Annotated in this window: 24 protein-coding genes; 17 read left to right on the top strand and 7 right to left on the bottom strand. The window is 44.0% G+C overall.

Going from position 1 to position 26,087, the window contains the following annotated elements:
• The first annotated feature begins 88 nt into the window (after positions 1-88).
• From AC23N5_RS11835 to AC23N5_RS11850, 4 genes are read left to right on the top strand one after another with little or no spacing between them, the layout of a single operon-like run.
• A complete protein-coding gene (locus tag AC23N5_RS11835) occupies positions 89-1,153 on the top strand; it encodes a type III polyketide synthase (protein WP_487755736.1) in 1,065 nt (354 codons plus the stop codon).
• Complete coding sequence (locus AC23N5_RS11840) at positions 1,150-1,833, top strand: methyltransferase domain-containing protein (RefSeq protein WP_487755737.1); 684 nt, start codon at positions 1,150-1,152, stop codon at positions 1,831-1,833. Before AC23N5_RS11835 ends, AC23N5_RS11840 begins: the two co-directional genes overlap by 4 nt.
• The gene (locus AC23N5_RS11845; RefSeq protein ID WP_487755738.1) at positions 1,820-2,956 is read left to right on the top strand and encodes an NAD(P)/FAD-dependent oxidoreductase; all 1,137 of its coding nucleotides are present in this window, start codon (positions 1,820-1,822) and stop codon (positions 2,954-2,956) included. The genes AC23N5_RS11840 and AC23N5_RS11845 overlap by 14 nt, the downstream gene beginning before the upstream one ends.
• 11 nt (positions 2,957-2,967) lie before the next feature.
• Positions 2,968-3,819, top strand: a complete 852-nt coding sequence (locus AC23N5_RS11850; RefSeq protein WP_487755739.1) for a UbiA family prenyltransferase — start codon at positions 2,968-2,970, stop codon at positions 3,817-3,819.
• A gap of 103 nt (positions 3,820-3,922) precedes the next feature.
• Here AC23N5_RS11850 and AC23N5_RS11855 read toward each other — a convergent pair whose 3' ends face one another.
• Positions 3,923-4,387 (bottom strand): hypothetical protein, encoded by a 465-nt coding sequence (locus AC23N5_RS11855; protein ID WP_487755740.1) that lies wholly within the window; start codon positions 4,385-4,387, stop codon positions 3,923-3,925.
• A gap of 248 nt (positions 4,388-4,635) precedes the next feature.
• Here AC23N5_RS11855 and AC23N5_RS11860 point away from each other — a divergent pair, with 248 nt between their 5' ends.
• From AC23N5_RS11860 to AC23N5_RS11910, 11 genes are all read left to right on the top strand, one after another.
• On the top strand, positions 4,636-5,256 hold the full coding sequence (locus tag AC23N5_RS11860) for a LysE family translocator (RefSeq protein WP_487755741.1): 621 nt from the start codon (positions 4,636-4,638) through the stop codon (positions 5,254-5,256).
• A 128-nt stretch (positions 5,257-5,384) separates the two neighbouring features.
• Positions 5,385-5,831: a YHS domain-containing (seleno)protein gene (locus AC23N5_RS11865; protein ID WP_183976161.1), complete on the top strand. Its 447-nt coding sequence runs from the start codon at positions 5,385-5,387 to the stop codon at positions 5,829-5,831.
• Between the two features lie 19 nt (positions 5,832-5,850).
• Positions 5,851-6,312 carry a YHS domain-containing (seleno)protein gene (locus AC23N5_RS11870; protein ID WP_487755742.1) on the top strand — a complete coding sequence of 154 codons (462 nt, stop codon included), beginning with the start codon at positions 5,851-5,853 and terminating at the stop codon, positions 6,310-6,312.
• Between the two features lie 15 nt (positions 6,313-6,327).
• Positions 6,328-6,729 carry a DoxX family protein gene (locus tag AC23N5_RS11875; RefSeq protein WP_183976158.1) on the top strand — a complete coding sequence of 134 codons (402 nt, stop codon included), beginning with the start codon at positions 6,328-6,330 and terminating at the stop codon, positions 6,727-6,729.
• A gap of 1 nt (position 6,730) precedes the next feature.
• Entirely contained in the window at positions 6,731-7,747 is a 1,017-nt protein-coding gene (locus AC23N5_RS11880) for an ATP-grasp domain-containing protein (protein WP_487755743.1), read from the top strand.
• A gap of 58 nt (positions 7,748-7,805) precedes the next feature.
• On the top strand, positions 7,806-8,474 hold the full coding sequence (locus tag AC23N5_RS11885) for a Crp/Fnr family transcriptional regulator (RefSeq protein ID WP_487755744.1): 669 nt from the start codon (positions 7,806-7,808) through the stop codon (positions 8,472-8,474).
• 78 nt (positions 8,475-8,552) lie between these two features.
• On the top strand, positions 8,553-9,008 hold the full coding sequence (locus tag AC23N5_RS11890; RefSeq protein WP_487755745.1) for a DM13 domain-containing protein: 456 nt from the start codon (positions 8,553-8,555) through the stop codon (positions 9,006-9,008).
• Between the two features lie 46 nt (positions 9,009-9,054).
• Positions 9,055-9,762, top strand: a complete 708-nt coding sequence (locus tag AC23N5_RS11895) for a hypothetical protein (protein WP_487755746.1) — start codon at positions 9,055-9,057, stop codon at positions 9,760-9,762.
• 11 nt (positions 9,763-9,773) lie between these two features.
• Positions 9,774-10,322 (top strand): YceI family protein, encoded by a 549-nt coding sequence (locus tag AC23N5_RS11900; RefSeq protein ID WP_487755747.1) that lies wholly within the window; start codon positions 9,774-9,776, stop codon positions 10,320-10,322.
• A gap of 1 nt (position 10,323) precedes the next feature.
• Positions 10,324-10,833, top strand: coding sequence for a DinB family protein (locus AC23N5_RS11905; RefSeq protein ID WP_487755748.1), 510 nt, complete (start codon positions 10,324-10,326; stop codon positions 10,831-10,833).
• Between the two features lie 19 nt (positions 10,834-10,852).
• Entirely contained in the window at positions 10,853-11,590 is a 738-nt protein-coding gene (locus AC23N5_RS11910; protein WP_487755749.1) for an NRDE family protein, read from the top strand.
• A 77-nt stretch (positions 11,591-11,667) separates the two neighbouring features.
• Here the strand turns inward: AC23N5_RS11910 and AC23N5_RS11915 are convergent, their stop codons facing one another.
• From AC23N5_RS11915 to AC23N5_RS11925, 3 genes are read right to left on the bottom strand one after another with little or no spacing between them, the layout of a single operon-like run.
• Positions 11,668-12,330, bottom strand: coding sequence for a hypothetical protein (locus tag AC23N5_RS11915; RefSeq protein WP_487755750.1), 663 nt, complete (start codon positions 12,328-12,330; stop codon positions 11,668-11,670).
• A 28-nt stretch (positions 12,331-12,358) separates the two neighbouring features.
• Positions 12,359-15,502 (bottom strand): PQQ-dependent sugar dehydrogenase, encoded by a 3,144-nt coding sequence (locus AC23N5_RS11920; RefSeq protein ID WP_487755751.1) that lies wholly within the window; start codon positions 15,500-15,502, stop codon positions 12,359-12,361.
• Between the two features lie 51 nt (positions 15,503-15,553).
• A complete protein-coding gene (locus tag AC23N5_RS11925; protein WP_487755752.1) occupies positions 15,554-16,408 on the bottom strand; it encodes a ThuA domain-containing protein in 855 nt (284 codons plus the stop codon).
• A gap of 288 nt (positions 16,409-16,696) precedes the next feature.
• On the opposite strand from AC23N5_RS11925, the gene AC23N5_RS11930 reads away from it, so the two are divergent.
• Both AC23N5_RS11930 and AC23N5_RS11935 read left to right on the top strand, forming a co-directional pair.
• Complete coding sequence (locus AC23N5_RS11930) at positions 16,697-17,425, top strand: NUDIX hydrolase (protein ID WP_487755753.1); 729 nt, start codon at positions 16,697-16,699, stop codon at positions 17,423-17,425.
• A 114-nt stretch (positions 17,426-17,539) separates the two neighbouring features.
• On the top strand, positions 17,540-18,955 hold the full coding sequence (locus tag AC23N5_RS11935; protein WP_487755754.1) for an AAA family ATPase: 1,416 nt from the start codon (positions 17,540-17,542) through the stop codon (positions 18,953-18,955).
• A gap of 90 nt (positions 18,956-19,045) precedes the next feature.
• Here the strand turns inward: AC23N5_RS11935 and AC23N5_RS11940 are convergent, their stop codons facing one another.
• From AC23N5_RS11940 to AC23N5_RS11950, 3 genes are all read right to left on the bottom strand, one after another.
• Positions 19,046-21,790 (bottom strand): family 78 glycoside hydrolase catalytic domain, encoded by a 2,745-nt coding sequence (locus AC23N5_RS11940; protein WP_487755755.1) that lies wholly within the window; start codon positions 21,788-21,790, stop codon positions 19,046-19,048.
• Positions 21,787-22,611 carry an alpha/beta hydrolase fold domain-containing protein gene (locus tag AC23N5_RS11945; RefSeq protein WP_487755756.1) on the bottom strand — a complete coding sequence of 275 codons (825 nt, stop codon included), beginning with the start codon at positions 22,609-22,611 and terminating at the stop codon, positions 21,787-21,789. The genes AC23N5_RS11940 and AC23N5_RS11945 overlap by 4 nt, the downstream gene beginning before the upstream one ends.
• 157 nt (positions 22,612-22,768) lie before the next feature.
• Complete coding sequence (locus tag AC23N5_RS11950) at positions 22,769-26,086, bottom strand: glycosyl hydrolase (protein WP_487755757.1); 3,318 nt, start codon at positions 26,084-26,086, stop codon at positions 22,769-22,771.
• Position 26,087 lies beyond the last annotated feature (1 nt).

Here is a 26,087-nt window from a genome sequence, read left to right on the forward strand (position 1 = left end):
AATTAAGCCGTTATGTGTCGTTTGGGCGACATTTGGTAACATGCCAAACTGCTTACTTTGCGTAATTCATTAACTCGAAAATAACTACATGCCCTATATCAATGCCATCGGTACGGCTGTGCCTGCTTACAAGCACCAACAAACCGACATTTTGAGGTTTATGCTATCGGCCGAAACCTATTTGGAAGACGAAGCCCGTCGATTGTCATTGATGTATCATCGAAGCGGCATTTCTTTTCGTCATTCGGTATTGCCCGACTACAGCAGTTCCAAAGACGGCTATCAATTCTACCCAAAAACCCCTGATTTAGAGCCATTTCCTAGCGTTTCGCAACGCATGAGTTTCTTTGAGACGCACGCCCTAACCCTAGCGCAAGCAGCCATTGAAGACCTTCATTTTACCAAACCTCTGACCACATTTACACACCTTATTACGGTAAGTTGTACGGGTTTGATGGCGCCTGGGCTAGACATTCAGCTGATGGAATCGTTGGATTTATCTCCAACAATTGTCCGAAATTCGGTCAATTTTATGGGCTGTTACGCAGCCATTCACGCGCTGAAATTGGCCGATGCTTTTTGCCGAGCCGATGCCAACGCGCAGGTTTTGGTTGTTTGTACGGAGCTATGTACCTTACATTTTCAAAAAGGGAAATCAATGGATACGCAAACTTCCAACTTACTTTTTTCCGACGGAGCCGCCGCTTGTATCGTCAGCAATCATCCCCACGGAAAACGCATCGAAGGGTTTTATTCGGAAGTGGTGCTGGAGGGAAAAAACGACATGTCGTGGAAAATATCTGAGCACGGTTTTTTGATGAAATTGAGCAACGAGGTACCAAAATTACTGGAGGCTTCGATTCGGAAAATGATTCTCAACGCCCTATCCAGCAATAACTTAACGCTTAACCAAATCACCAACTGGGCCATTCACCCTGGCGGAAAAAGCATTTTGGAGGCTATCCAACGGGCCATGAAGTTGGAAAGTACAGCGAGCGACACTTCATTTGAAGTGTTGAGAAACTACGGAAATATGTCGTCGGTGACGATACTTTTTGTGTTAAAAAAGCTATTTTCAACCAACAATGACGGAAATACATTTGCGGTTGCCTTTGGGCCTGGTATCACCATGGAAAGCATGATGTTGGCATGATAGATTTCAAAAAACGCTCCTACACGCCCGAACTTTTGGATGCTAACGACATCCCTTCGGCCGATTTGTTTCAAAACCTGAAAGAACTCAAAATCATTAATACGCTGCTGGGTGGGCATCGGGTGGTGTTGAACGGTATCTCAAAATTTGCCAAAAAAGCCCCCTCACTCTACGTGGTTGAAATCGGGTCAGGAGGCGGCGATAACCTCGGGGCGATTCGCTCAAAATACCCCGACTTTTTCCTAGAAGGTGTTGATTTGAAACGCGATTGTACCGATTACGCCCGTAGCCACAACCCATCTGTTCGCTTTCAAACGGCTGATTATCAAAAGGCTATCTTTCATAAAACGCCAAACCTTCTTTTTAATTCGCTCTTTTGTCATCACTTTACCGACGAACAGTTGGTGGACATGCTGCAATGGATGCACAAAAATTCGACCCAAGGTTTTTTTATCGCCGATTTGCACCGTCATACGTTGGCATACTATTCCATTAAGGTCCTGACTCAGCTTTTTTCCCGTTCTTATTTGGTCAAAAATGACGCACCGCTTTCGGTCAGGCGTGGTTTTACGCGCTCAGAATGGGAAACGTTACTTGCCAAAGCAGGTATTACGCATTACACTATACGTTGGCAGTGGGCGTTTCGGTTTTTAATCGTGGTACAACATGCGCAAAAATAAACTTGGCATCGTGGGAGGTGGGCTCGCGGGCCTAAGTTTGGCCATTCAAGCAGCTCGAAAAGGGTTTGAAGTTACGTTATTTGAAAAAAACACCTACCCTTTCCACCGCGTGTGCGGCGAATACATCAGCCTCGAATCGTACGATTTCATCGAACGCTTGGGCGTTCCGCTTTCCGAATGGAATCTGCCGTTCATCAAACAGCTAGAAGTCACTTCGCCCAAAGGTACTAGAATCAATGAAACATTACCGTTGGGAGGGTTTGGGTTGAGCCGCTACCAACTCGACTACGAATTGGCACGCATTGCCCGCTCGGTGGGGGTAGAAGTACTAGAAAAACATACCGTTAGTAAGATTGACTACTTGACAGCTACCGATTCGTTTGTTATTGTAGCCAACCAGCAAACGTGGGAAGTGGATTGCTGCGTGGGGAGTTTTGGTAAAAAATCGAACCTCGACGTGGCTTGGAAACGGCCTTTTGTGCAAAGCCAAGAAACACGGCTCAACAACTACATTGGGGTTAAATACCACATTCAGACCGACTTCCCCAAAGACAAAATCGCCCTGCATAATTTTGTGGACGGCTACTGCGGCATTTCGGCCATTGAGGACGACAACTACTGCCTGTGCTACCTTACAACCGCCCAAAACCTCAAAAAATCGGGTAATAAACTGGAACAAATGCACGAGCAAGTGCTCTTTCGGAATCCTTATTTGAAATCAATTTTTGCCAATGCTGACTTTTTATTTTCCGAACCCGTCACCATTTCTCAAATTAGTTTTGAGTCCAAAAGCTTGGTCGAAAACCACGTGCTGCTGCTCGGCGATGCGGCAGGGATGATTACGCCCCTCTGCGGCAATGGCATGAGCATGGCGTTGCACGCGTCTAAAATTGCGTTTGAGTGGATTGGCAAATATACCAATGGAACAATTTCTCGAAACGAGTTAGAAACTCAATTTGTGCGCGATTGGAACCAGCATTTTAGGCGGCGTTTGTGGGTAGGGCGACAAATTCAAGCCCAGTTTGGCAGCGAATTTCAAACGGAATTGTTGCTGCGGACGCTTCGGCCTTTTCCTTTTATCATCAAAAATTTAATCCGTCTGACCCACGGGCAACCTTTCTAAACCTTTACTCCATGACGCCCAAAGCCATTCTTCTACATCTTCGTTTGCCATTTTCGTTGTTTTTGATGCCCGTCTATTGGTTTTCTCTCAGCCAATCGCCGCATTTCGACGTCACGAAAGCTTGTTGGGTATTTGTGATTTGGCACGTGTTGGTGTATCCCGCCAGCAATGCCTACAACAGCTATTTCGACAAGGACGAAGGCAGCATCGGTGGCCTCGAAAAACCACCCGCCGTTGATAAAGAGCTTTTTTCGGTCGCTTGGGCAATGGATATTTTGGCCATTGTACTCAGTTATTTCTTTGTTGGAGCGGTCTTCGCGTTGGCAGTTTTGGTGTATGGCTTGGTTTCTAAATCGTACAGCCACACCAGCATTCGGCTCAAAAAATACCCGTTGTTGAGCTGGTTTATCGTTGGTCTTTTTCAAGGTTTTTTTGTCTATTTAAGTACCCAACAAGCTGTTTTACATCCATACAATGCGTTGACGAACGACCTTCTTCCTGCCATTTTGAGTTCGATGATGCTGTGGGCAGTGTACCCCATGACGCAAATTTATCAGCACGAAGAAGATGCCAAACGCGGCGACCGAACCTTGAGTCTGCTGTTGGGCATTCGGGGTACTTTCTTTTTTACGGCCAGCATTTACTCCTTGACCGCCCTTGGTTTCTGGGTGTATTTACCGCTTCAGCACTTTCTTCTTTTTATCGTGCTCACCTCTCCCACCCTCGTTTTTTTTCTGAATTGGTTTCGTAAAACGTGGCTCGACGCATCGCAAGCCAACTTTAAAAATACGATGTGGCTCAATTTACTGGCTTCCTTTGGGCTGAATGCATTGTTTATAACTCTCTTAATCCTGCAAAAATAAGTGCAGGCGTCGCGTCGGGTTTTGAGAAACCCTCCTCACTGTATCCTCGGGTTGTGAGCAACCCTCTTCACCGTGGGAAGGGTTGCTCACAACCCAATCAACTTTATTCGGTAGATTTTACAAAAGTATATTTATCCAAGCGATTGTTTGAAATACTCCCATTTTGAAAATGACTCACATACAAATACGCATTGTTACTGACGTTACTGGGTAGGTCAAATTTTATTTCTATCCGCTTTCCCTTGTCTGTATATAACAAAAACTGCCCACTTGCCCCCATTTTTTCAACTTTTTCTACTCGGTCTTTAAACAACGTATTGTTCCCACTTTGAAAGAAAACACTATCGAGTCCTTTGGGTGGCTGCGATAAAGTCCAGCCTGACCAAGTACGAACAAAAAACTGATTCGTATCTTCAACCACTATTTCTTTCCCATCAGAACCAATCTCTGCAACCTTACGCCAAGAGGCATAAGTATAAGCATCGAAAGCATCTGCTTCAATCGTATTTTTACATCTACACAAAGCAATACAAAGAAGTAAAAAGACAAACAATTTTGAATTTTTCATGGTGGATAACTGGCTATTTTTTTGTCAAATTTACACTTTGCCTGTATTTGTCAAGATTATTTTTTCGTAAAGTCTTTCTTGTTAATTCACGTCGGGTTGTGAGCAACCCTCTTCACCGTGACAACCCGACTTACATTGAGGCTCACAACCCAATCAACAACGACGAAATTACTTTGCTCCAAATGTCAGCCTACCGACAATTCGGCAGGGAGCTCCACTTTACCTTTGTTTCATTAACCAACAAAGGTATGTCCGAATCCCTTGCTATTCTTTCGCTGACGGCGCTCATCAGTTTTATGGGTTCCATTCATCCTGGCCCCGTCAATTTGGCCGTTGTTAACGCCACCCTTTCCCACAACTTCAAAACGGGGGTTTGCGTGGCTATAAGCGGCACCTTGCCCGAAATCATTTATACGCTGATAGCCCTGCAAAGTCAAGGCTTTTTAGCAAAACATCAAACTGTTTTTCAAACCCTTGAAGTCGCAATTATTCCTTTTTTTCTCGTTATCGGTGTTTACAGTTTTATCAAAACCCCCGTACAACGCAATGCTGCCATCCGCTCTACCCAACCTGTGGAAGCATTAAAAGGCTTTTTGAGTGGTTTGCTCAACCCCCAACTTTTACCATTTTGGGTCGTTTTCTTGATATACCTCCACTCTCATTTTAGCCTTGATACGTTTGGGGCAAAATTCTCTTTTGTGTTTGGCGCAGCTTTAGGTGCTTTCCTCATTTTAGTACTCTTTGCGTATTTGGCCGAACGTTACCAAACAACTTTGTACCGCTTTTTACATCGCTATCCGATGAATAAACTCATTGGTTTGTTTTTTATCGGGATGTCTTTGTACCAAACTTTTAAAATCTTGGCCTGATTGTCGGCTCACCGACAATTCGCTACGCAACGTCTTTGCACCTTTGTATCAAGATTGAGACTTATCATCCTCTCTAACAGCAACTTCCAACGTAAACAATCAAGTATTACCATCTAATTACAATTCACATGAAAAATCGTATCGCCCAGTTTACCCTACTTTTCTTTTTATTTTCGGCCGTTAGTTTTGCCCAAGAAAAAGCTATTTTCCAGAAAAACGGCATCGCCATCAATGGCCACGACGCCGTCGCCTATTTCACTGATAGCAAAGCCGTTGAAGGCAGCGAATCCTTCGTTTTTGAATGGATGGGTGCCAAATGGCTATTCAGTTCGTCTGAGCATCTGGAGGCGTTCAAGGCCAACCCTGAAAAATACGCCCCCCAATTTGGCGGATACTGCGCCTACGGGGTCAGTGAAAACCACAAATCTCCTACCGACCCAAACGCTTGGACCATCGTTGACCAAAAACTGTATTTGAATTACAGCAAAAAAGTCAAAGAATTATGGTCAAAAGATGTTCCAACCCGCATTCAAAAAGCCAACGAATACTGGCCAACGTTGAACAAATCCAATTAATTTATCCCCCAGACCTCCCATGAAAACAAAGCATTTTTTTCTAATCCTGTTGGTAGTTGCCCCCCTATTCGTATATAGTCAGGCGTTACAGCGCTCGAAGCAATTTAACCTTGAAAACGGGTTGGCAATTCAAGGGTACGACCCTGTCGCCTATTTTAACCAAAACAAAGCAGCCGAAGGAAATAAGCAGCTTACTGCTGTTTTTGAGGGTGTTACCTACCGTTTTTCTAGCGCAGCCAACAAAGAGTTGTTTGTCAAAGACCCCAAAAAATACGAACCCCAATACGGCGGCTGGTGTGCCTATGCCATGGGTGCTACGGGCGAAAAAGTCGAAATCGACCCCGAAACGTTTAAAATTTTAAACGGAAAACTGTACCTCTTTTACCACTCTTGGACAAATAATACTTTGACTAAATGGAACAAAGACGAGCCTACTCTCAAGTCCAAAGCCGACAAAAGCTGGACTGTTTTTTTTCACTAAACCTCGACTACTAACATGAAAACGACAGCTATCATCTCGTGGATTTTACGAATAATTGCCGCGGGCATTTTATTACAAACCCTTTATTTTAAATTTACGGCACATCCTGAGTCGGTGGCGTTGTTTACCAAATTGGGGGTTGAACCTTGGGGAAGAATAGCAACGGGCGTACTGGAATTGATAACAGGCATTTTATTATTACTCCCTTCAACCGCGTTTTTGGGAGGTTTTTTGGCCACGGGGCTGATGCTGGGCGCAATAGCCTCTCACTTGTTGGTGATTGGCATCGAATCCCAAGGCGATGGTGGTCAACTGTTTATTTTGGCCGTTGTTGTCTTAAAACTTTCTATCATCATTCAAGTTTTACACCGTAAACAAGCACAACAGTTCGTTCACACGTATTTTCCAGCCAACTAACATGAAACTCCCCCTTTTTCTAGTCAAAACTTTCAACTACGAATACTGGCCTTGGTGGCTTTTTTACCTGCCAATGGCTCCGTATTGGGTGTATTTGGCCCTCAAATCACGTTCTTTTACCTATTTTACTGCCGTCAATCCAGGGATAGAAGCAGGGGGATTTTATGGAGAAAGCAAAATTGACATTCTCCGCAAAATCAACCCCGCGTATTTACCCACCACGGTGTTTATCGCCCACAAGACCTCCTTTGAAGAAACCCTTAGATTACTGAAAAGCAACCACTTACAGTTCCCTATCATTGCCAAACCGAACATTGGCGAAAGAGGGACAAATGTGGCGAAGATTGAGAACATCGGTCAATTGGAAGTCTATCACATCCAAGCCAATGATGCGTACATTCTTCAGGAATTTATTGACTATTCCATTGAGTTGGGAGTACTTTTCAGCCGATTGCCCAATGAAAAAATGGGAAGAGTGTCGTCGCTGACCATGAAGGAGTTTTTGAAGGTCATAGGGGATGGCAGTTCAACGGTTCGGGAGTTAATCGATCAATCAAACCGTGCTCGATTTCAGTTAACGGCTCTTTCTGCCAAACTGGGAAATCAACTGGATGAAATCCCTGCCAAAGGTGAAATTCGTTTGCTGGAACCCATTGGAAACCACTGTCGAGGCACTAAATTCGTCAACGTTAATCACCTGATTAATAAACAATTGAATACTGTTTTCAACGACGTTAGTAAAGATTTTTCGGGATTTTACTACGGAAGGTTCGACTTAAAGGTCGCCAGTTTGGACGATTTGTACCGTGGAAAAAACATCAAAATCATGGAGTTAAACGGCGTCAGCTCCGACCCTGGACACATTTATGACCCTAGCTATCGGCTTTGGCAAGCCTACCGTGATTTGTGTTGGCACTGGAAACGAAGCGCAACCATTAGTATCATCAACCAAAAAAGCGGAGTGGCTCCCCTACCCTTGGGTGAAGTCTGGGGAATTGTAAAAACGCATTTGATGTAAAATGTTGTTGATGCTAAATAGACTTTGTATATTGGCTTAGAATATTCTTAACCTTCCCATGAATCTCGATACAAAATACTGGTATTTGCGCGATCATAAGCTCTTCAGCGTCCTTTCTTCTTCCGAATTAAAATCCATTTGCATGATTTCAAACTTCAAATCGGCCAAGAAAGGAGAAATTATTTTGTTTTCGCACGACGAAAATACCCGCGTGTATTTTCTAAAAAAAGGGACGTTAAAAATTGTTGAAATCGACGATAAAGGCAATGAGGTTGTCAAAGATGTGCTTCAAAAAGGGGATATTTTTGGGGAATTTACCTTGACTGAATCCCAATCAGACGAATACGCCGTGGCGGTATCTGATAGTGTGATTTGTTGTAGTTTTAAAATGGATGATTTTGAAAAGTTATTAGAAAAAAATCCACAACTGAGTTTGTCTTATACCAAGTGGATGGGTTTTCGCTTTAAACGGCTTCAAAATAAGTACGCCAATCTGATGTTTAAAGACGTTCGGACGCGTTTTAAAAGCTTTTTAGAAGAGTGGGCTTCCAAAGAAGGGATGGCCAATTCTGACGAAATTATCCTAAAAAATTACCTTACGCATCAAGACATCGCGAGTTTGATTTGTAGCACTCGTCAGACGGTCACTCAGCTTTTTAATGAGTTGAAAGAACAAGGAATTTTGGATTATTCTCGTACGGAAATAATTCTAAAAAAAGTAGCCTAAAAAACGTTCAATAGGTCGTCTAGCCGACAATTCAGGTCAGTGTTAACAGTGATATTTGTAACATAAAAACAAATAATCATGAAAACTACACTGACAATTATCTCACTTGCGCTCGCTTTGGTTTCGTGTCAACAAGAAACCGTTCCTGTTCAAACAAATACCGCAACGACGCCCGTCGAAACGGTGATGATGATGAATCCCAATTCATTTGATGCTACTGGCCAAACGCTCCTTTATCAGGGTACGTTTGAAAGCGCAGTTCATCCCACATCGGGAACAGTGCGAGTTTACGAAGACAAAGACAAAAAACGTACGTTGGTTTTTGAAAATTTCAAAACCGACGCTGGCCCCGACCTGCGGATTTATCTCGCTGAAGACAAATCAGTTAGCAACTTTATCCAAGTAACAAACGAGGTTAAAAACGGCAATAGTTCGGTTGCTATTCCTGTGAATGCCAACCTTCAAAAACAAAACCACGTGCTGATTTGGTGCAAGCAGTTTTCAGTTTTGTTTGGCGCTGCCCAATTAAAATAACGTGCATTTCGAACTTTTCACAACCCGCTCAAACAAGTTTCAAAACATGAAAAAAATAGCAATTTTTCTTCTTATAAGTACGTCGTTATCGGCGCAGTATAACTTTCCCCAAAAACAAACTAATGTCGATTTCGCTACGGCATTTGGGGCGGGAGTATCACCTTCCGCATCATTCCAACAGCTCTACGGTATTGGAAAATCCAAGCGTTTTAAAATAGGCTGGGGAGTTCGTTTCAACACATTTTTTAGCGGACAGCAAAACTACCTTACTGCTCCCGCTAAACTTACATCTGGTTCTCAAAGTATTGTGGCTTTATTTACAGAAAATATTTTGAGTAATATCGACACATTACAGTTAACAAAAACGGCCGTTGGAAGTTTAAATAGTACAATTACGCTGCAATACAGTTTCCCAAAATTAGACGTAGGTTTTAACATTGACGCTTTTGGAGTTTCATTTGGAGGTAAACAATCTGGAAAGTTCGTTGCCAGCGAATCAAAATCGCTCAACGGTAGCCTTCAAAGTGCCAAACCTACTTCTTTTAATTTATTGTTGATAAGCGACAGCGACATTGGCAGTTTAAACTCTGAACTGTACGCGCGTTATTGGGTCAACAAACGTTTTGCGATTCGGGGTGGAGCGAGTTTTCAATTTTTAGAATACAAAGCCGAACGCCTTTTAACTTTTGAAAATGACCGATTTAGACATAAAGCGCTATTACCCTTCTTAGCCGTTTCCTATTCACTTTTCTAAAACCTTTCTGTATGCTTTTGACGTTAGCAAAAAATATATTCTTGGAGGCATTGTTCTTGGTCGTTTTTACTACTCAAGCGCAAGTTTGGAAACCTACCTCAGCCTCAATCACTTTCAAAATAAAACACGCCTTGGGCGCTACTGCCGATGGCTCCTTTAAAGGATTTGTGGGAACGGTCGTTTTTGACCCAAAAGACCTCTCCAACGCCACTATCAAAGCAAGCATTGATGCAAAAACGATTGATACTGACCTAAAAATCAGGGATAAAAACTTGAGAAGTGATGAGTATTTTGACGTAGAAAAGTACCCCAAAATAACGATGGTTTCGCAGAAGTTTGAGAAAGCGGCAAAGGAAAACGATTACGTAGGTACGTTTAGTCTGACGCTAAAGAAAACGACCAAAATCATCAAAATTCCCTTTTCATTCGTCCAAAATGGCACCACGGCCCAAATGAAAAGTACCTTTCAACTCAACCGAGTAGAGTACGAAATCGGGGAAAAAAGTTCGCTTTTAGGCGATGTAGCTACCATTTCTATTACTTTAAATGTGCAACAATAAGATGACAATCAACGCTTCTTTGTCCGTTCTAAAGCAATTGCACGACCTGCTTGCTCAACTAACTACTGACGAATACACGCAAAAACTTCCCGTTTTGAACGAAAGTAGTATTGGGCAGCACGTCAGGCATACCATCGAATTTTTTCAGTGTTTATTTGAAGGATTTTCAACGGGTATTATCAACTACGATGCCCGAAAAAGAAACCTGCTCATTGAAACTAATCTAGGCTACACTTTGCAGCTTATTGGGGAAATTACTCACAGTATTCATACTACTTCTGACTTATATTTTCCGATTCAGTTAAAAGTGAATTTTGACGATGATAACTTCGAATTAATTGAGACCAATTTTTTACGCGAATTGGTGTATATGGTCGAACATTCCATTCATCATTTTGCCTTAATTCGGGTGGGTATTCAGGTGAATTTTAAACACATACCAATTGATTCTGATTTTGGAGTAGCTTATTCTACCATTCGTCACAAACAAGAATTGTCAGTTAGTCATTAACCCTTTTTTTGAATTACAAATGTGCGTTTTAACTTACTTTCCATACCAAGACAACGGGTTTATTCTCACCTCTAACCGTGACGAAGCCGTGTCGCGCAAGCCCGCCATTCCTCCCAAAAAATACCACATTGGCGGGCAGCAAGTTTTTTTTCCAAAAGACCCCAAAGGTGGTGGTACGTGGATTGCCAGCAGCGGCGATTTTACCTTGTGCTTGCTCAATGGCGGCTTTGAAAAACACGTTCCTCAGCCACCTTACAAACAAAGCCGGGGAAAGGTAGTATTGGATTTTTTCACCTTTTTGGATGTCAACAATTTCACCCAACAGTATGATTTTGAAGGAATTGAGCCGTTCACGTTGGTTATCATTGAAAGTACAACTGACCTTACCCTCACCGAAGTACGTTGGAACGGCACCCGCCTTTTTTGTACCTCGCTTGATGCTACTTTGCCGCGTATTTGGTCTTCCGTTACGCTTTATTCGCCTGACATTATCAGCGCCCGCGAACAGTGGTTTGATGAATTTAAGCAACAAGCCATTGTTCCCCAAAAAGTAATTGATTTTCATCACCACGGTGGAAGTGGTGACCCCAAAAACGACTTAAAAATGAATAGAAACAATACCCTAAAAACGATTTCGATTACTCAATTTGTGCTCAATCAGTTGGAGTTTAAAATGACCTACCAAGACCTTCAAGCAAACAATTATTTACAGTATTGTATCTTTAAAGACTCCATCGGAAATTCTGTACTTTCTTAACCTATTTTGAACATAAAAAGCCGTCACCCAGCAAAAATGCTCTTGGTGACGGCTTTTTTAAAAATTACTTACGCTAGTTACTTCACCCGTTTTGCCTTCGCTTCAAACATATTCATGAGCGTGCCTTTGAGGTTATCGTCATCTACTTTGTTTAATTCAACGTTGACGTCGTACCCTTGAGCAGAGAAGTAAAGGGTAATTTTCCCCTCAGCTTCTTCCACTTTCGCAGGTATTGTTTCTTTAGCATCTCCCGCCGTCATTTTCAAATCTCCTGCCAATTTACCTTCTTTACGAACAAGCTCAGTAATAAACTTTGCGTCACCATTTGGAGTACCTACAACGACAATCTCCCACTTCCCTGCAAAGAAATCATTGCTTTTTAGTCGTTTTCCCGATGCTTCAAACGAATCGGCCAATAATCCTTTGAGGTTATCTCCGTCCACTTTATTGAGGGCCAAATTCAAATCGTAGCCAGCCGCCGAGAAAAATAATACGATTTTATCCCCGCTTTCTTCAATCGAGCTAATGGCAATTTTTTCGGTCGCTTGGCTAGTGATTGGCGTCAAGTCGCCCGTCAACTTCCCGTCTTTGCGCACCAAATTTCCTGTCATTTTTACGTCACCTTGCGGAGTTTCTTTGACAAAAAACTCCCATTTGCCCACCCAATAATCGGCCTGTGCAGCACTTTCTGATACGATACCACCCACGAGTGCGAGAATCAATACGATTGCTTTTTTCATTGTATTTGAGTTTGAGTTTAAATTGATGTTACTTTCTACGTGTTGCTTTAGTGGTAAACATGCCCATCATGGAGCCCTTCAAATTGTCAGCGTCAACTTTTTCAAGATTTACGTTGATGTTAAAACCAGACATTTTGAAGTAAATCATGATTTTACCGTCAGCTTCTTCTACTTTTTCAAGGGTTTCGGCAGGTAAATCCCCCGTTTTTGGCTTGATGGTACCCGTTAGTTTACCGTCTTTCCGTTCTAGGTTCAACACCATAACAGCGTCCCCCTGCGGAGTACCAATCACGGTCGTTTCCCAGCTACCCGCATAAAAGTCGGCTGGTGCCGCTGCTTCTTTCGGTTGCTCTACCTCCACCGCTTCTATACTTGGCAATTTAAACTCCGCGCCCGACACAACCATCAGCGTGGCGGCATCGGCCTTTGGATTCTGGAATACGGCATATACATTGTGTAATTTACGGTCATTGACAGGCTCAGCTATTGGAATTTTAAGCACTTTTGGGGCAAAGTCCATTTTATCTGAAGGCTCCAAAAACTCCGATTTACCAATCAATTTTCCCGTAGGAGAATCAAGACGTAACTCAACCAATCCACCCGCTGCATTTACCTGTGGTTTAGGTGCAGACGCCAACATGATTACTTCCGACACTCCTTCTAAATCGACCTCTTTCATCCCCATATAGGCACCTGGTTTTGAAGGAATCGCTAGGTTATTGCCTCCAAACGACATTTTATTGACCTCGTTGTACTCGTCAAACGTATGTGGGTCCACTTTCGAGTTACGAAGAAAGAACGTCTGCTCAGAGCGTAGCGCAGGCACGCCGTTCGCCCCTTGATCTTCGTACGCTGCCCGAACGATATATACGCCTTTGCTTTTATCCGACGCAGGTGCTTTGGCAAGGTAAGTACCGTTTACTGGCAATGACTTTGGTTTTTCATCCGAAATACTCAGAATATACTTCACCATTTCGGAGGCATCGCCCGTAGCAAGTTGTGGGTGTCCAGCCATGGCAGTTTCTCCCCATACCCCACTTCCTCCCGAAATGACCTTTTTGGTCAAACGCTCCAGCGCCGTATTGTCACCTTTATATTTCTTGGCTACGTCACGGTAAGTTGGGCCAATTGATTTTTTATCGACACTATGGCACGCCATACAATCGCTGGCTTGGATGAGTTTTTTACCCGTCGCGACCAAGGCATTTGCATCCGCCGAACGGTGTCCCATGGCAATCATGTTTTTATCGAAGCCTTCGGCAAGATAATCAATACTTACTGCCACATTTTCGGCTTCGATGCCTTTACCCAACGAACCATCTTCTTTGTCATTGACTTTGATGTCGTAGTTAAACGGTTTATTGGAAACGTAAAACGACTTATTGCTTTTAGGCATGTCGAGGCTCAACACAGGAGGCTCGTTTCCAGCCGTAATTTCCATCGACTGCGAATTCACGCCGCCTTTTCCATCATCAACCGTCAAAGTGGCTTTGTAAACGCCCGCCTTTGCGAGCGTAAGGTTAGCATCTGGCGTAGTGAGTACTTTTGTAAAACCCGTTTTGGAGGTAATTTTCCACGTGTATTTCAACACATCATCGTCCGCATCCGACGTTCCTTTTGAAGAAAGTTTCAAGTTGAACGGCACAGCCCCCCCCATTTGGTTGGCGACCATTTCAATTTTTGGCTTCCGATTGCCACCGTTATACTCTATACGTATCAGGCGCGCGTCGTCGTTGGCTGTAAACCAACCTGAACCGTATTCAAGCATGTACATGTCGCCATTCTCGGCAAACTCCATGTCCATTGGATTGCTAAATTTATAACTTGGCATAAATGGTTCCATAGACGCGTAGTTTCCGTCTTTATCAAAACTTACCGCCATAATCCAGCCTCTCATCCACTCGTAGGCAAAAAATTTACCATCGTAGTAGCTCGGAAATGCGCGTTCAGCTTTAGCAAATCTGTCTTTGTTATATACGGGTCCAGCCATGGGGTTACAGCCACCCGCCCCCAACAGCGGGAACTCTTCGCTTTTGGCGTAGCTGTACCAAATCATCGCTCCTTGCGCTGGAGGCAGCTGTACTAATCCTGTGTTGTTGGGCGAATTGTTAACTGGTTTAAATACATCCCACTTTTCACCCGATTGTTTGGTGTCAAAGTTAAATTTGTTGTACGGCTGGTTGTTGCCCACAAAATGCGGCCAACCGTAGTTTCCAGCACTTGATGCTTGCCCAAACTCACACGTACCTGCCGCACCACGATTGGGGTCTGGCTTAGAAGCATCAGGGCCTACATCTCCCCAATACACCTTACCCGTTTTTTGGTCAACCGAAATGCGGAATGGGTTACGGTGACCCATCGTATAAATTTCAGGGCGGGTTTTGTCCGTGCCTTTAGCAAAAAGGTTCCCTTCTGGAATCGTGTAAGTCCCGTCCGCTTGGGGTTTAATTCTGAGGATTTTACCTCGCAAATCGTTGGTATTGGCACTTGACTTTTGGGCATCCCAAGGGCTGCGGCCTGGACGTTCGTCGCTTGGACTGTATCCATTTGAAGCGTGAGGGTTGGTATTATCGCCCGTCGAAAGGTACATATTTCCAGCCTTATCCCAGTCAATCGAGCCACCTGTATGACAGCATTCTTCGCGCTGGGTTTCGACTTTCAACATTTCTTTTTCCGAATCCAACAACAGTTCGTCGCCTTTCATCGTAAAGCGAGAAAGCACATTGTAAGAACCTTTTGTTGACGAATAGTACAAGTAAATCCACTGATTTTGAGCAAAATTAGGGTCTTTGCCTAACCCCAAAACGCCATCTTCCGCCACCGATTCTTTCCCTTCTCGATTGACATATTTTAGGCTAACGGGAAGTTTGGCAATGGTCTTCAGCTGTTTGGTTTTGTTGTTGTACAAACGAATCTCCCCTTTACGTTGGATAAACAACACCCTGTCTTTATCAAGGACGGTCAACTCCATTGGTTCATCCAATTTTTCTTCCAACACCACCTTGGTAAAACGGTTTTCTTCGGGGCGCACTTCTTTCACATCCGTTACTTTAGCGGCTTTTTCCTTCGCCTCACTGGCCTTAGGGGCTTGAGCCATCAAGTGAGCCGCACTAAACAACATCACTGCCGCTTGTGTAAACACCCACTTACCCTTACTAGTTACTTGTTTCATAAATTGGTACACTAATTAAAACGTTACTGATAGGTTAAATTTTTATTGAGGTTATTTTTTGGCACTCCACTGCAAAGCCGTTTCAATCAATTTCACAAAATTGGTATTCTGCCAAGCGGTTTCGTTGTGTCCCATTGAGGTGTAAAAAGTTTTGCCTTTTCCCGTTTGTTTGTACCATGCCACGGGGTGGTCTTTGCCCATGCCAAAGTTTTTGGTGGACACAAACAACATATTTCCGCTAGGATTGATACTTTCGCCATTGATGGTATATACGATGTTGAAGCCCTTTTTACGGGGGTTTTCAAAAAATACGTACCACTCGTCCGAATTAGACCACTTGGGCACTAATGTACTGAAGAGGCTGTCTTTGGGCGTATCAAGTAAAATATCGGCCATTTGAAACTGTGGATCAAGGGGGTGGTGCGAAAACTTCGCCCCTAACAAATGTTTTTCGTACCAATCCCAATGGTGTGAGTCGTCGCCAGCCCCGTGAATCCCCATCAGGCTGCCACCGTTCTCCACGTACTGTTCCAGCACTCGTTTTTGCTCGTCGTTAATGACCTCGCCCGTCGAATTGTTGAACACTACTACGCTGAATTTCGCCAGCTGTTGAGCGTTAAATACCCCTCCTTCTTCCGTTTCATACAAATACCAATTGTTTTTCTTGGCCAAGTCAGCAATCACAGGCTTTGAAGCATCAATTGACGCTCCGTGACGAAATCCTGTCGTTTTTGAAAAAAGCAGGATGGCAGGCTTATCCGTTGGGAACGTGATTTGGGGCGCTTCGGTCTCGTAAGACACAGGAAATCCGTTTTTAACCTTGTAAAGGAATATTCCCGCCACGGCGCTCAAGAGTACCACCAAGCCAACGATGACTCCCAGTACAATTTTGATGATTTTTTTCATTGAGGTAATTTTTTGGGCGAATAGAAGTACTGGTTACGAATGCGTTAGATGTATAACACAACAAAGGTATAGAATAAAAATTTTTATTGTCTATTTTAAAGACAATAATTTTTGCATTATTTTGTCTTTGAAGAGTTATATTTTATAAACGGCAAAATACAGGGATAAATGAAAATGAGCTTTTTATAGCCGTAAATTATTTGAAAGCCTGCCAAAAGTGTAACTTTCATGTTTAGTTTGTGTATGTATCCCTAATTTGAAATTTACCAATTCCTAAAACTACGCCCCATGAAGTTATTCGACGAAGACCATTTTATTCGCCAACTCTCTATTGATAGTGTTATTTTTGGTTATCAAGAATTAGAATTAAAGGTGTTAGTTTCTAAAGTTGACCTCCCTCACTCCGTCTGGACGTTGCCTGGGGGATTTATCAAGCAAGAAGAAAGCATTGACTTGGCCGCTCAACGAATTTTGGAAGAGCGCACGGGGCTTACGGATATTTACCTAGAGCAATATCGCGTTTTTGGGGAACCGACCCGCATCAACCACGAAATCTTTGAGGGTTTCAACAACATGAAAGCAGAATGGCTGAGTAAAGGGATTTTAGACGAAAGCAGCTTCCAATGGCTCTCCAAACGCTTTGTTTCGATTGGCTATTATGCCTTGGTGGACATCAACAAAGTAAGCCCTCGCAGAGGAATGCTTGATGCTTCCGTAGATTGGTACAATGTGAAAGAGTTGCCCAAGATGATTATGGATCACAACGAAATGGTCGATGCCGCGCTGGAAGCTCTCCGCCAAAACCTTGACCAAAAGCTCATTGGCTTTAATCTCTTACCCGAAACGTTCACCATGCGTGAAGTGCAAGAATTGTACGAGGCGGTGTATGACAAACCTTTTGCCCGCAACAATTTCCAAAAGAAAATGCTCGATCTTAACGTGCTCGAACGCCTCGAAAAGAAATTTACGGGTGCTCAGAATAAAGCACCGTATTTGTATCGGTTTAGGAAAGAATAAACGATTTATAGCCAGCGAAATGTGGCATTTTTATTACACATTTCGCTGAAAATAATTTTATAGCCAGCGAAATGTACTATTTTTGTTACACATTTCGCTGGCTATAAAACAAAAATGATGATAGGACGCACGGAAGAAATCGCTATTATGGGTCAACTTTTAGCTTCAAAAGAAGCCGAAATGGTGGCCGTAGTTGGAAGAAGGCGAGTAGGTAAAACTTTTTTGATAAGGGAAACTTACAAACAAAACATCGTGTTTGAGTTTGTTGGCATCCAAAACGGTAGTCGCAAAGAGCACCTTAATAGCTTTCTTTTTGAATTAAGAAATACTTTTGGAAAAGAGTTAATCCCTGCAAAAATAGACAATTGGCTGGAAGCATTTCAGCTACTAATCACCTCACTATCAAGTATAAAACTAAACAAAAAACCCGTTATTTTTATTGATGAATTACCTTGGATTGCAGGGCCTAAGTCTGATTTCTTGAAAGCATTTGGCTATTTTTGGAATAGCTGGGCTTCCAAAAACAATGTCGTTGTGGCTGTTTGTGGTTCAGCCACTTCTTGGATGGTCACTCACCTCATTCAGAACAAGGGGGGATTACACAACCGAGTTACCCGTACGATTTACTTACATCCATTTACTTGCCAAGAAACCCAATTATTTTTAAAAGAGCGGGGAATCAAGTTCAATGAGCCTCAAATTACAGAATTGTATATGGCTTTGGGTGGAATACCTTATTATTTGAAATTAGTCGAAAAAGGATTATCAGTCCCGCAAGTCGTTGGTAAACTGTGTTTTGAAGACAAAGCTCCCTTAAAATATGAGTTTCAAAATTTGTATGCTGCCTTATTTAGTAACCCTAACCATTACATGGCTGTAATTAAAGCCTGCTTCTCCAAATGGCAGGGAGTTACTCAAAGCGAAATCGTCAAACTCAGTGGGGTTCCCTCAGGTGGTACTTTGACCAAAATTTTAGAAGAATTAGAGGTATCAGGCTTTTTAATGGTTTCCTTACCATTGGGAAACAAAAAGAAGGAAAAACGATATCGCTTGTGGGATGAATTTTCTATTTTTTATTTACGATTTGTAGAAGGGGCTAAAAACACCAATTTTAATGCGATAAGCCAAAGCCAAGCATTCAAAGCTTGGCAAGGCTATGCTTTTGAAAATTTCTGTTTCAAGCATATTCACAAAATCAAGCAAAAACTTGGCATATCAGGCATTGTTTCTAACCAATACAGCTATTCTCTGAAACCTCAGGGTCGTTTCGAGGGGGCTCAAATTGATTTAATCATTGACAGAAATGACCAGTGTATCAATATTTGCGAGATAAAATACGCCGATAAGCCCCTCATCATCAACAAGCAATATGGCAATCAACTACAGGAACGGCTAGAAAACTTCAAATGGCAATCAGGCACTAAAAAAACCGTTTTTTTAACATTCATTACAAAATCAGGTTTACAGTCTATCCAATACGATGGACATTTAATAGACCATGAAATTACACTTCAAGATTTTTACCAGTAAAGTAGTTCGGCGGCTTTAGGAGCGGGCAAGGCCATTTTGGCTACTGCGGTGGGGCTTCAAATAGTATTAGTTAGCCCCACCTCTTTCCAATCACTTCGCTTTGAAATGATACGTACCGCTTTCCAGATCAAACACCACGTCATCGCCTTCGACACGAAGGTTAGAGACAGACTTGAGGCGGGTGATATCGAGGTTGTTTTCGGTAATTTTACGATTAGCTCCGTTGGGAAAATGTACCGTAGCTGTGCTTCCAACGGGCACGTCCAGCAACATTTCAAAACCGTTGTTTTGACGCCATTCGATTCCCGCTTTTCCAAAGTTGGACTCTGTCGAATACTTGGCAAAGGCCAGTTCTTTCACGGGCATGGGTTGAAATACAATGTGCTTATACCCCGTTGCTTTTTCGTCGGTTTTCATGCCTGCTAAGTGTCGATACAACCAACTTAACCCTCCTCCGTACATGGGGTGATTGTGCGAACCGTCTTCGTCCCAAAACTCACGGGTGGTGGTACTTCCTAGCTCAATCCAATGCCCAAAGCTTGGAAACGTTTTCTTGTTCAGGGCGTTGTAAGCCAAGTCATTCAGCCCATTTTCGGCCAATACTTCAAAAAAGTAACGCGTGCCAAAAATACCCGTATCAAGATGCCCATCAGCTTCCGCAATGTCGTTTTTCAGCGAAGCGACAACGGCTTTGTATTGCGCCCCTTCCAGTCCCATTTTAAGGGCAAAAATATTCGCACCATACTTTCCAAAGGTTCCTTTTTGAGCGTCATAAAATTTTGAAACAAATACCTTTTTGGTGTTTTCGGCAATGGTTCGGTAGGCTGATGCCTCCTGAGGTTTCCCCAAAATTTGAGCCGTTTTGGCCGTAATGTCCGCGCACAACCAATAATAAAAGGTATGCACGAGCGCATCGGGTGGGAGTTTTCCTTTCAGTCCTGCCCAGTCGCCCAAATTCCACCACTGCAAGGGTTTCCCGTCGTTGCCCGTCCGTTGCGAAAACATGATTCCTTCGTCGTTGACCCACGTTTTCATGTACTTCATGTAGCCCGTCATCCCTTCGTAATTTTCCTTCAATAGCTCGACATCGCCGTAGTGTTGGTAAAACTCCCAAGGAATCACGTGGATGGCCGCGCCCCATGCCACGCCTCCACCGCACCCAGGTTGCCAAGGTGCGCCGTTGGGAATGTAGCCCGTGGCGGGGATTTGTGCCGAAAGCATGTCGTTGAGCCATTTTTTGTAAAAAGCCCGGGCGTCAAAATTGTGCATGACGGTATGGCAAGCCACTTGCGCGTCGCCTGTATAGGGAGAACGTTCGCGGTGTGGACAATCGGAGGCGATACCACCGTGCATATTGTCCATTTGGCTACGCCGCCAAATGTGGTTAATTTGATTAAACAGCACATTGGAGGTTTCAAAAACGGCGTTTTCCTTCACGTCTGTGTTAACGGCCTCGGCTTGGATGTGTTCGGGTTTGAGTTCGCCGTACCAATTGCTGATTTCGACCCCGCTAAATACAAACCAATTGAACCGAGGCGCGTAGGTTTGGGACTTTTTACCGTTGAAAATAAAGGTATTTTCTCCCGAATAAACGTTGGCATTGAACGTCATTTTGATGGAATGACCCGCAGGCGCAGATACGTTTTTGAGCCGCACCCAACCCGATATTTCTTCGGCAAAATTTACCTTGTAATTTCCATTCGGCAGTTTTTGAACCGAAATTGGCTGTAATACTTTGGTAATCCTATCGGTAGGTGACGTGTGCGCAACCAAGCGACCGTGAGGTGTGCGGCGTTTGATGGCCGATGCCCAGCGCGAGTCATCGAAGGTCGGCTGGCACCAATCGGGCTGCTCTTCGCGCGAATCGTATATTTCCCCGTCAAATACCAAGTCAGATTGAATGGCCGATTTGGCTGCTTTCCACGAAGTATCCGACACAATCACCTCTTCGCTCCCATCTTGGTAGGTCAGGTGCAGCTGCGCAATAAATCGGGGCGAGCCGTACGACGCCGTCCAAAATTTAGGTGCGTTATAAAACCCATTGCCAAGAATAGCTCCAATGGCGTTTTTTCCCTGTTTTAAAAGATGGGTCAAATCGTAAGCTAGGTACATCACTTGGTAATCGCGAAATTCGTCGGGCAGCGAAATGTAAGCTTTGGGCAACGACGGTCGTTTGTCGTAATTGGTTTGATTAGGAACCAATAAATCGTCAGAAACTTTTTCGCCATTGGCATACATCTCAAAATACCCCAACCCCGTCGTATATACGACTGCTTGTTTGAGTTTCTTGGTAATTGTCAGGTTTTTACGCAACAAAGGTGCGGGTGGTGGCAAGAGTTTGGTGCGTTCATTGGGTCCTCCTGGAGGTTTTGGAAGTGCCTCCTCTCCTTGCCAAGGCGCTCCAATCCACTCGGCTTTCCAGTCGGTGGGGTTCAACAAACCCATCCGCCACTGCCCTACCGAACTCCAAGCCGATGGCTTACCATTTTTATCCCATACCCGAATTTGCCAAAAACAATTGTCGCGCGATGCCAAGGCTTTTCCTGCATAACGCACCCGATGAGAAACCTCACTGCTGATTTTGCCGCTATCCCACAAATCGGGCGTGGCGAGCGCCGTTCGGCTGGTAGCTACCCGAATTTGGTAAGCCGTTTGTTTTTGGCCTCTTTCGTTGTTTTGGGCAAGATTTACCCACGACAACCTCGGCTGTTTTTCATCCACCACCGAAGGATTGTCCATGTATTCGCAAGTCAACTTTGAGACACTCAACTGCGCTAATACCTGATAATGAACCAAAATCAGCGCAAACAAGCAAGATTTTCTGACAAACTTCATGGTTTTAGGGTTTCTTTTAAAAAGCTCAGGATTCGAGAACGAATTTCGGGGGCATCAAACATCACCCCAAAATGCGGGGCGTCTTTGACAATGATTAAATCGCTTTGAACGCCCACGGATTTCAACCAACCGTTCAGCAATTTTGATTGCCGATTGGGCACACTTTCGTCTTTTTCGCCGTGGATGATTAAAAAAGGCGGGTCATTTTTGTCAACATACGTAACTGGACTGGCAATTTTGGCCAAATCGGGACGGTCAATGGGCGCCGCCCCTAGCAATACTCCTTCGTTGGCCTTTGGGTTTTCACTCGAATTAAGCGAAGTCAAATCGGAAGGCCCATAAAAATCAACCACCGCTTTAAACGTAAACGCTTTAGAAGTGTTTGGCATAAAAAACGATTCTATTTTATTGTTTTTGGACAAAGCCATCAACGAAGCCAAATGCCCTCCCGCCGAAAAACCCATCAAGGCTATGCGACTTTTGTCGTACCCATATTGAGCGGCATTGTCGTACAAAAATGAAATAGCACGGTTGCAGTCCTGAATAAGTGCGGGAAAAACAGCTTGCGAGGCAAAACGATAATCAATGGACGCCAACGCAAATCCGCTGTTGAGAAGCTCCGAAATGGTGCTTTTCATGTAGCCCATGTCGGCATATTTGTCGTTGACCAACCATCCACCACCATGAACCCAAACCACCAACGGCATTTTATTTTTGGGGGTTGGGGGCAAATAAATGTCCAGCAAGTGCTTAGACAACGTATCATTGTTGTAAGGAATATTTCCGTGCAAAACCGTGCCCTGCGGAAAAAATTTAATCATCGAGTTGGGTTTCTGGCCAAAGGCAAGCCCCGTTTGTATCAGTAGTAAAAAGCAAAGGGTTAAGCGCGACAAGTTCATATTCAGGCAGGTTTGGCAAACTTTTTTCCAATATAAAAGGCGGGTTGCCCCGCCTCTTACTTTTCGTTCATTGTTTCTATTATTTCACTTGCCATACCTTCACCTCTCCTACTAACCCTGAAGGAAGCAATGGGGAATCTTTTCGGTAAAATGGCATGGTTGTGAAGGTTGTTTTTTGCTTGACCTCGGGCTGTGCATCCCCCACAAGGCGGTTGACCCAGCTATTGGTAACATTGATTTGAAGGCTATTATCGCCTTCTTTCACCGCCGAAGTAATGTCGATTTTAAACGGCTTTTTCCAAACGGTTCCTACGTTTTTACCATTCACAATCACCTCCGCGATATTTTTAACATCGCCCAAATCAAGAATAACAGCCCCCTTGCCCGCATCGGCAGACCGCCCAATGGGGGTATTTATTTGGAAATTATTGTTGTACGTGGCAGTACCTGAGAAATATTTGATGTCAACATCGGTATTTTCACTCCAAGAAGTCAGTTTATCCATCGTTGCGCTTTTACCTGCAATGCTTACTTTCCATGCGCCTGACATTTGGCTCAAGGGCATTTCTTTAGTAGCAGCCTTGGCGTAGTTATTGGCCGTGGCTTTGTCTTTGAAAACAACAAAAAACGCATCCCATGATTCAAATTTCAATGGAACAATCGTGCGTCCATCCTTCATTTGGTAACTTACTTTTTCGACTTTGCCCGTTTGTGGGTTCCATATTTCTGGTACTTTGCCCGTTACCCGAAAACTCACTTCGGCATTGGTAGGGTTGTCGCTACGGTTATTTAACCAATAAATATCGGTTTCTTGAACCTGTCGGTGGCGATACAGGATTTTATTGGGGGTATTTGAAATAATTACGTCGGGTTTTGGTAGGCGTAGAGACAGGGCATGCCCTGTCTCTACATTGACGTTTGGATTTGACCAAATTTCATTAACAATCGACTGAAATTCACCCTCATTATCGGACAAACTTGGCGACTTTAGCGGCTTTTCACCGACTACTTTTACCCCTGCTTTGACCAAATCACGAATTTTTTTCAAAACAGGCAAGGTCATCAGTTTTGCCGATTCATCCAGTACCAACAGGCTGTACGTATTACCACTTTGCGCCACGAGTTTACCATTTTGAGCCTTAAAGGCATTTATAAGTGCGGAAGAATTGACATAATCAAATTCATAACCCACTGGAATTGAGGGCAATTTTTCACGACTAATCCACGTCACGTTGTTGTTTTCGCCATAATAGTATAAAATATCCGCGACGTTGCGGCCTTGTTGAAGTAAATAACAACTACGCCCCAAGTACGACATCCATGCTTTGCCTCCTGCTTCGGCCCACGTCTCTTGGCGGGTAAAATATTGTCCAAATGGCCCAAGCGAAAACCCTGGTTTTTTATCATCAAGCGGTTGGTGAACGGATGTGTGAATCACAAATCGGTTCAAACCCGACGCCATTTCTAAATCAGCAGTACGTTTCAATTTTTCAGGATATTCTTGAAAAGGTTTCCCCACCGACGTCATTGATTCTGCCGCCACGATGGGTTTTCCATAAATATTGGCAACCGAAGCCGATTCACGAATATCTGCCTCGCTCCGCACTTCCTCGTCGTTTCCACCCGCCAAGCTCCCTGGCGTCCACATGGCCGACATTGGAATGTCTGAGTTGCGTTTTACGTCCATGCCGTCGGCCAAATAAATCCGTCCATTTTCATGGCTTTCGGTATAACGTTTCATGCCGCGTTTCTTCAATTCTTCTCCAATCACATCGTAGTGGTTTTCGGCAATCAGCTCACCAATCGTTTTACGAAAATCCCACAGAAATTTCTCACTTGCCTCCAACGATGCCACGATTCTGCCCGTCAAGACAGGCACCCACTGGCGAAGGTCATACCCACGGCGGTTTTTGAACTCGTCAAGAAAACTTTTGGTCCAGTTCATGTGTCCCGCTTCGTAGCTGTCCAACACCATGTAATTGAGACCTTTAGCCCCCATCAATCCTCCCGTGGCGTCTTTGTACATGTCCAAATAGGTATTGATGTAACGACGAACGGCCTCTTTATCCAATTTATCTACCTCTAAACCAGTCGCTTCGGGCGACGCTGGGTGATTTTGACGTCCTGTAAGTGAATAACCGAGACGAATCACTCCCCAACTCCCAATGGGGGCTTCCCAATTGAGTGTACCATCAGGTTGCATCAAAGATGTTAAATCAATAACATCTGAGGTGGGAATGGTTTCAATCCCCCCATTGGGGCTTAGGGGGCTGCTTGAGGGGCTACTCTCTTTCCAAGGTGTAAAACCCGCTTTATCTTCCAACTGGTCGATGCGGCTATTGCTGTGCAACACAAACTCGGCCACGTGAACCCCTTCAGGTTTAGGCTCTTCGGCAGGACGACCTGCCATGGCAGCAAACATATTGGGAGCAGGCGCAAGGGTTTTCCAACACATCCGCCAATATTTCGCCGTGGTCGGAGCAATGGCTACGGTGTTGTAAGGAACGGTACTTCCTGACACTTTGGCAATTTCACGAAAATTCACACCGTCGTCGCTTACTTTCAACGTTCGGTTTTCAGGATTTCCCCGAAACTCTGACAATGCACCCTCGTTGGCGCCTGCCAAAGAAAATGCTTTAAACATTTGTGGGGTTTCAAATTCGTACTGAAGCCACATCTCTTGCCCTACCGCCATTGGAGGCAACAACGTAGCCTTACTTAAATCAGTATCTGTCAGTTCTTTCAGCGCAAAACCTCCTCCGCTCGAACTCACTTTAGGCGCTAATTCAGTCAGCGTTTTTTCCGAATTGGGCAGTCGGTACGCAATCACCAACGCATCTTGGTAAAATTTAGGTTTTTCACCCACAAATCCCCCCGTGAGTCCTCCTGCTCCTATTTCAACATTTTGGTATTTTCCCGTTATATCCGAAGGTCGGGGCAATTTCCCTGAAAATGGTTTTCCTCCCTCAATCCGAGTTTCGGTCCAAACGTATTTTTTCATGGCATCTTCGGGCTTTACCCACGGGCCGCCCGTCACACTCCAGCCTGGCGAACCTGCAATGGCCATTTCGAGCCCTTTTTGGTCGGCCAATTGCGTAGTAAACTTAAAAGCATCTTTCCAGTCGGGTGTCATAAAGACAAGCTTCTTGGGCACTACGACGGGCGTAAACAAGTTGGCATCAAAGTTTTGAAACCCGCCGATACCCACGCGTTGCATCCATTCTAAGTCTTTTTGGATGCCTTCTTTGGAGATATTTCCGTTCATCCAATGCCACCAAACACGCGGCTTAGCCGAGCTGGGCGGTGTTTGAAATTGAGTTTGGTCTTGGGCATAACCTCCTACACTCGACACGAGTAGCAAGGCTACAACAGCTTGAATTTTCGCTTTCATTCTCATT

The organism is Runella sp. R5_40 (genome assembly GCF_057652295.1).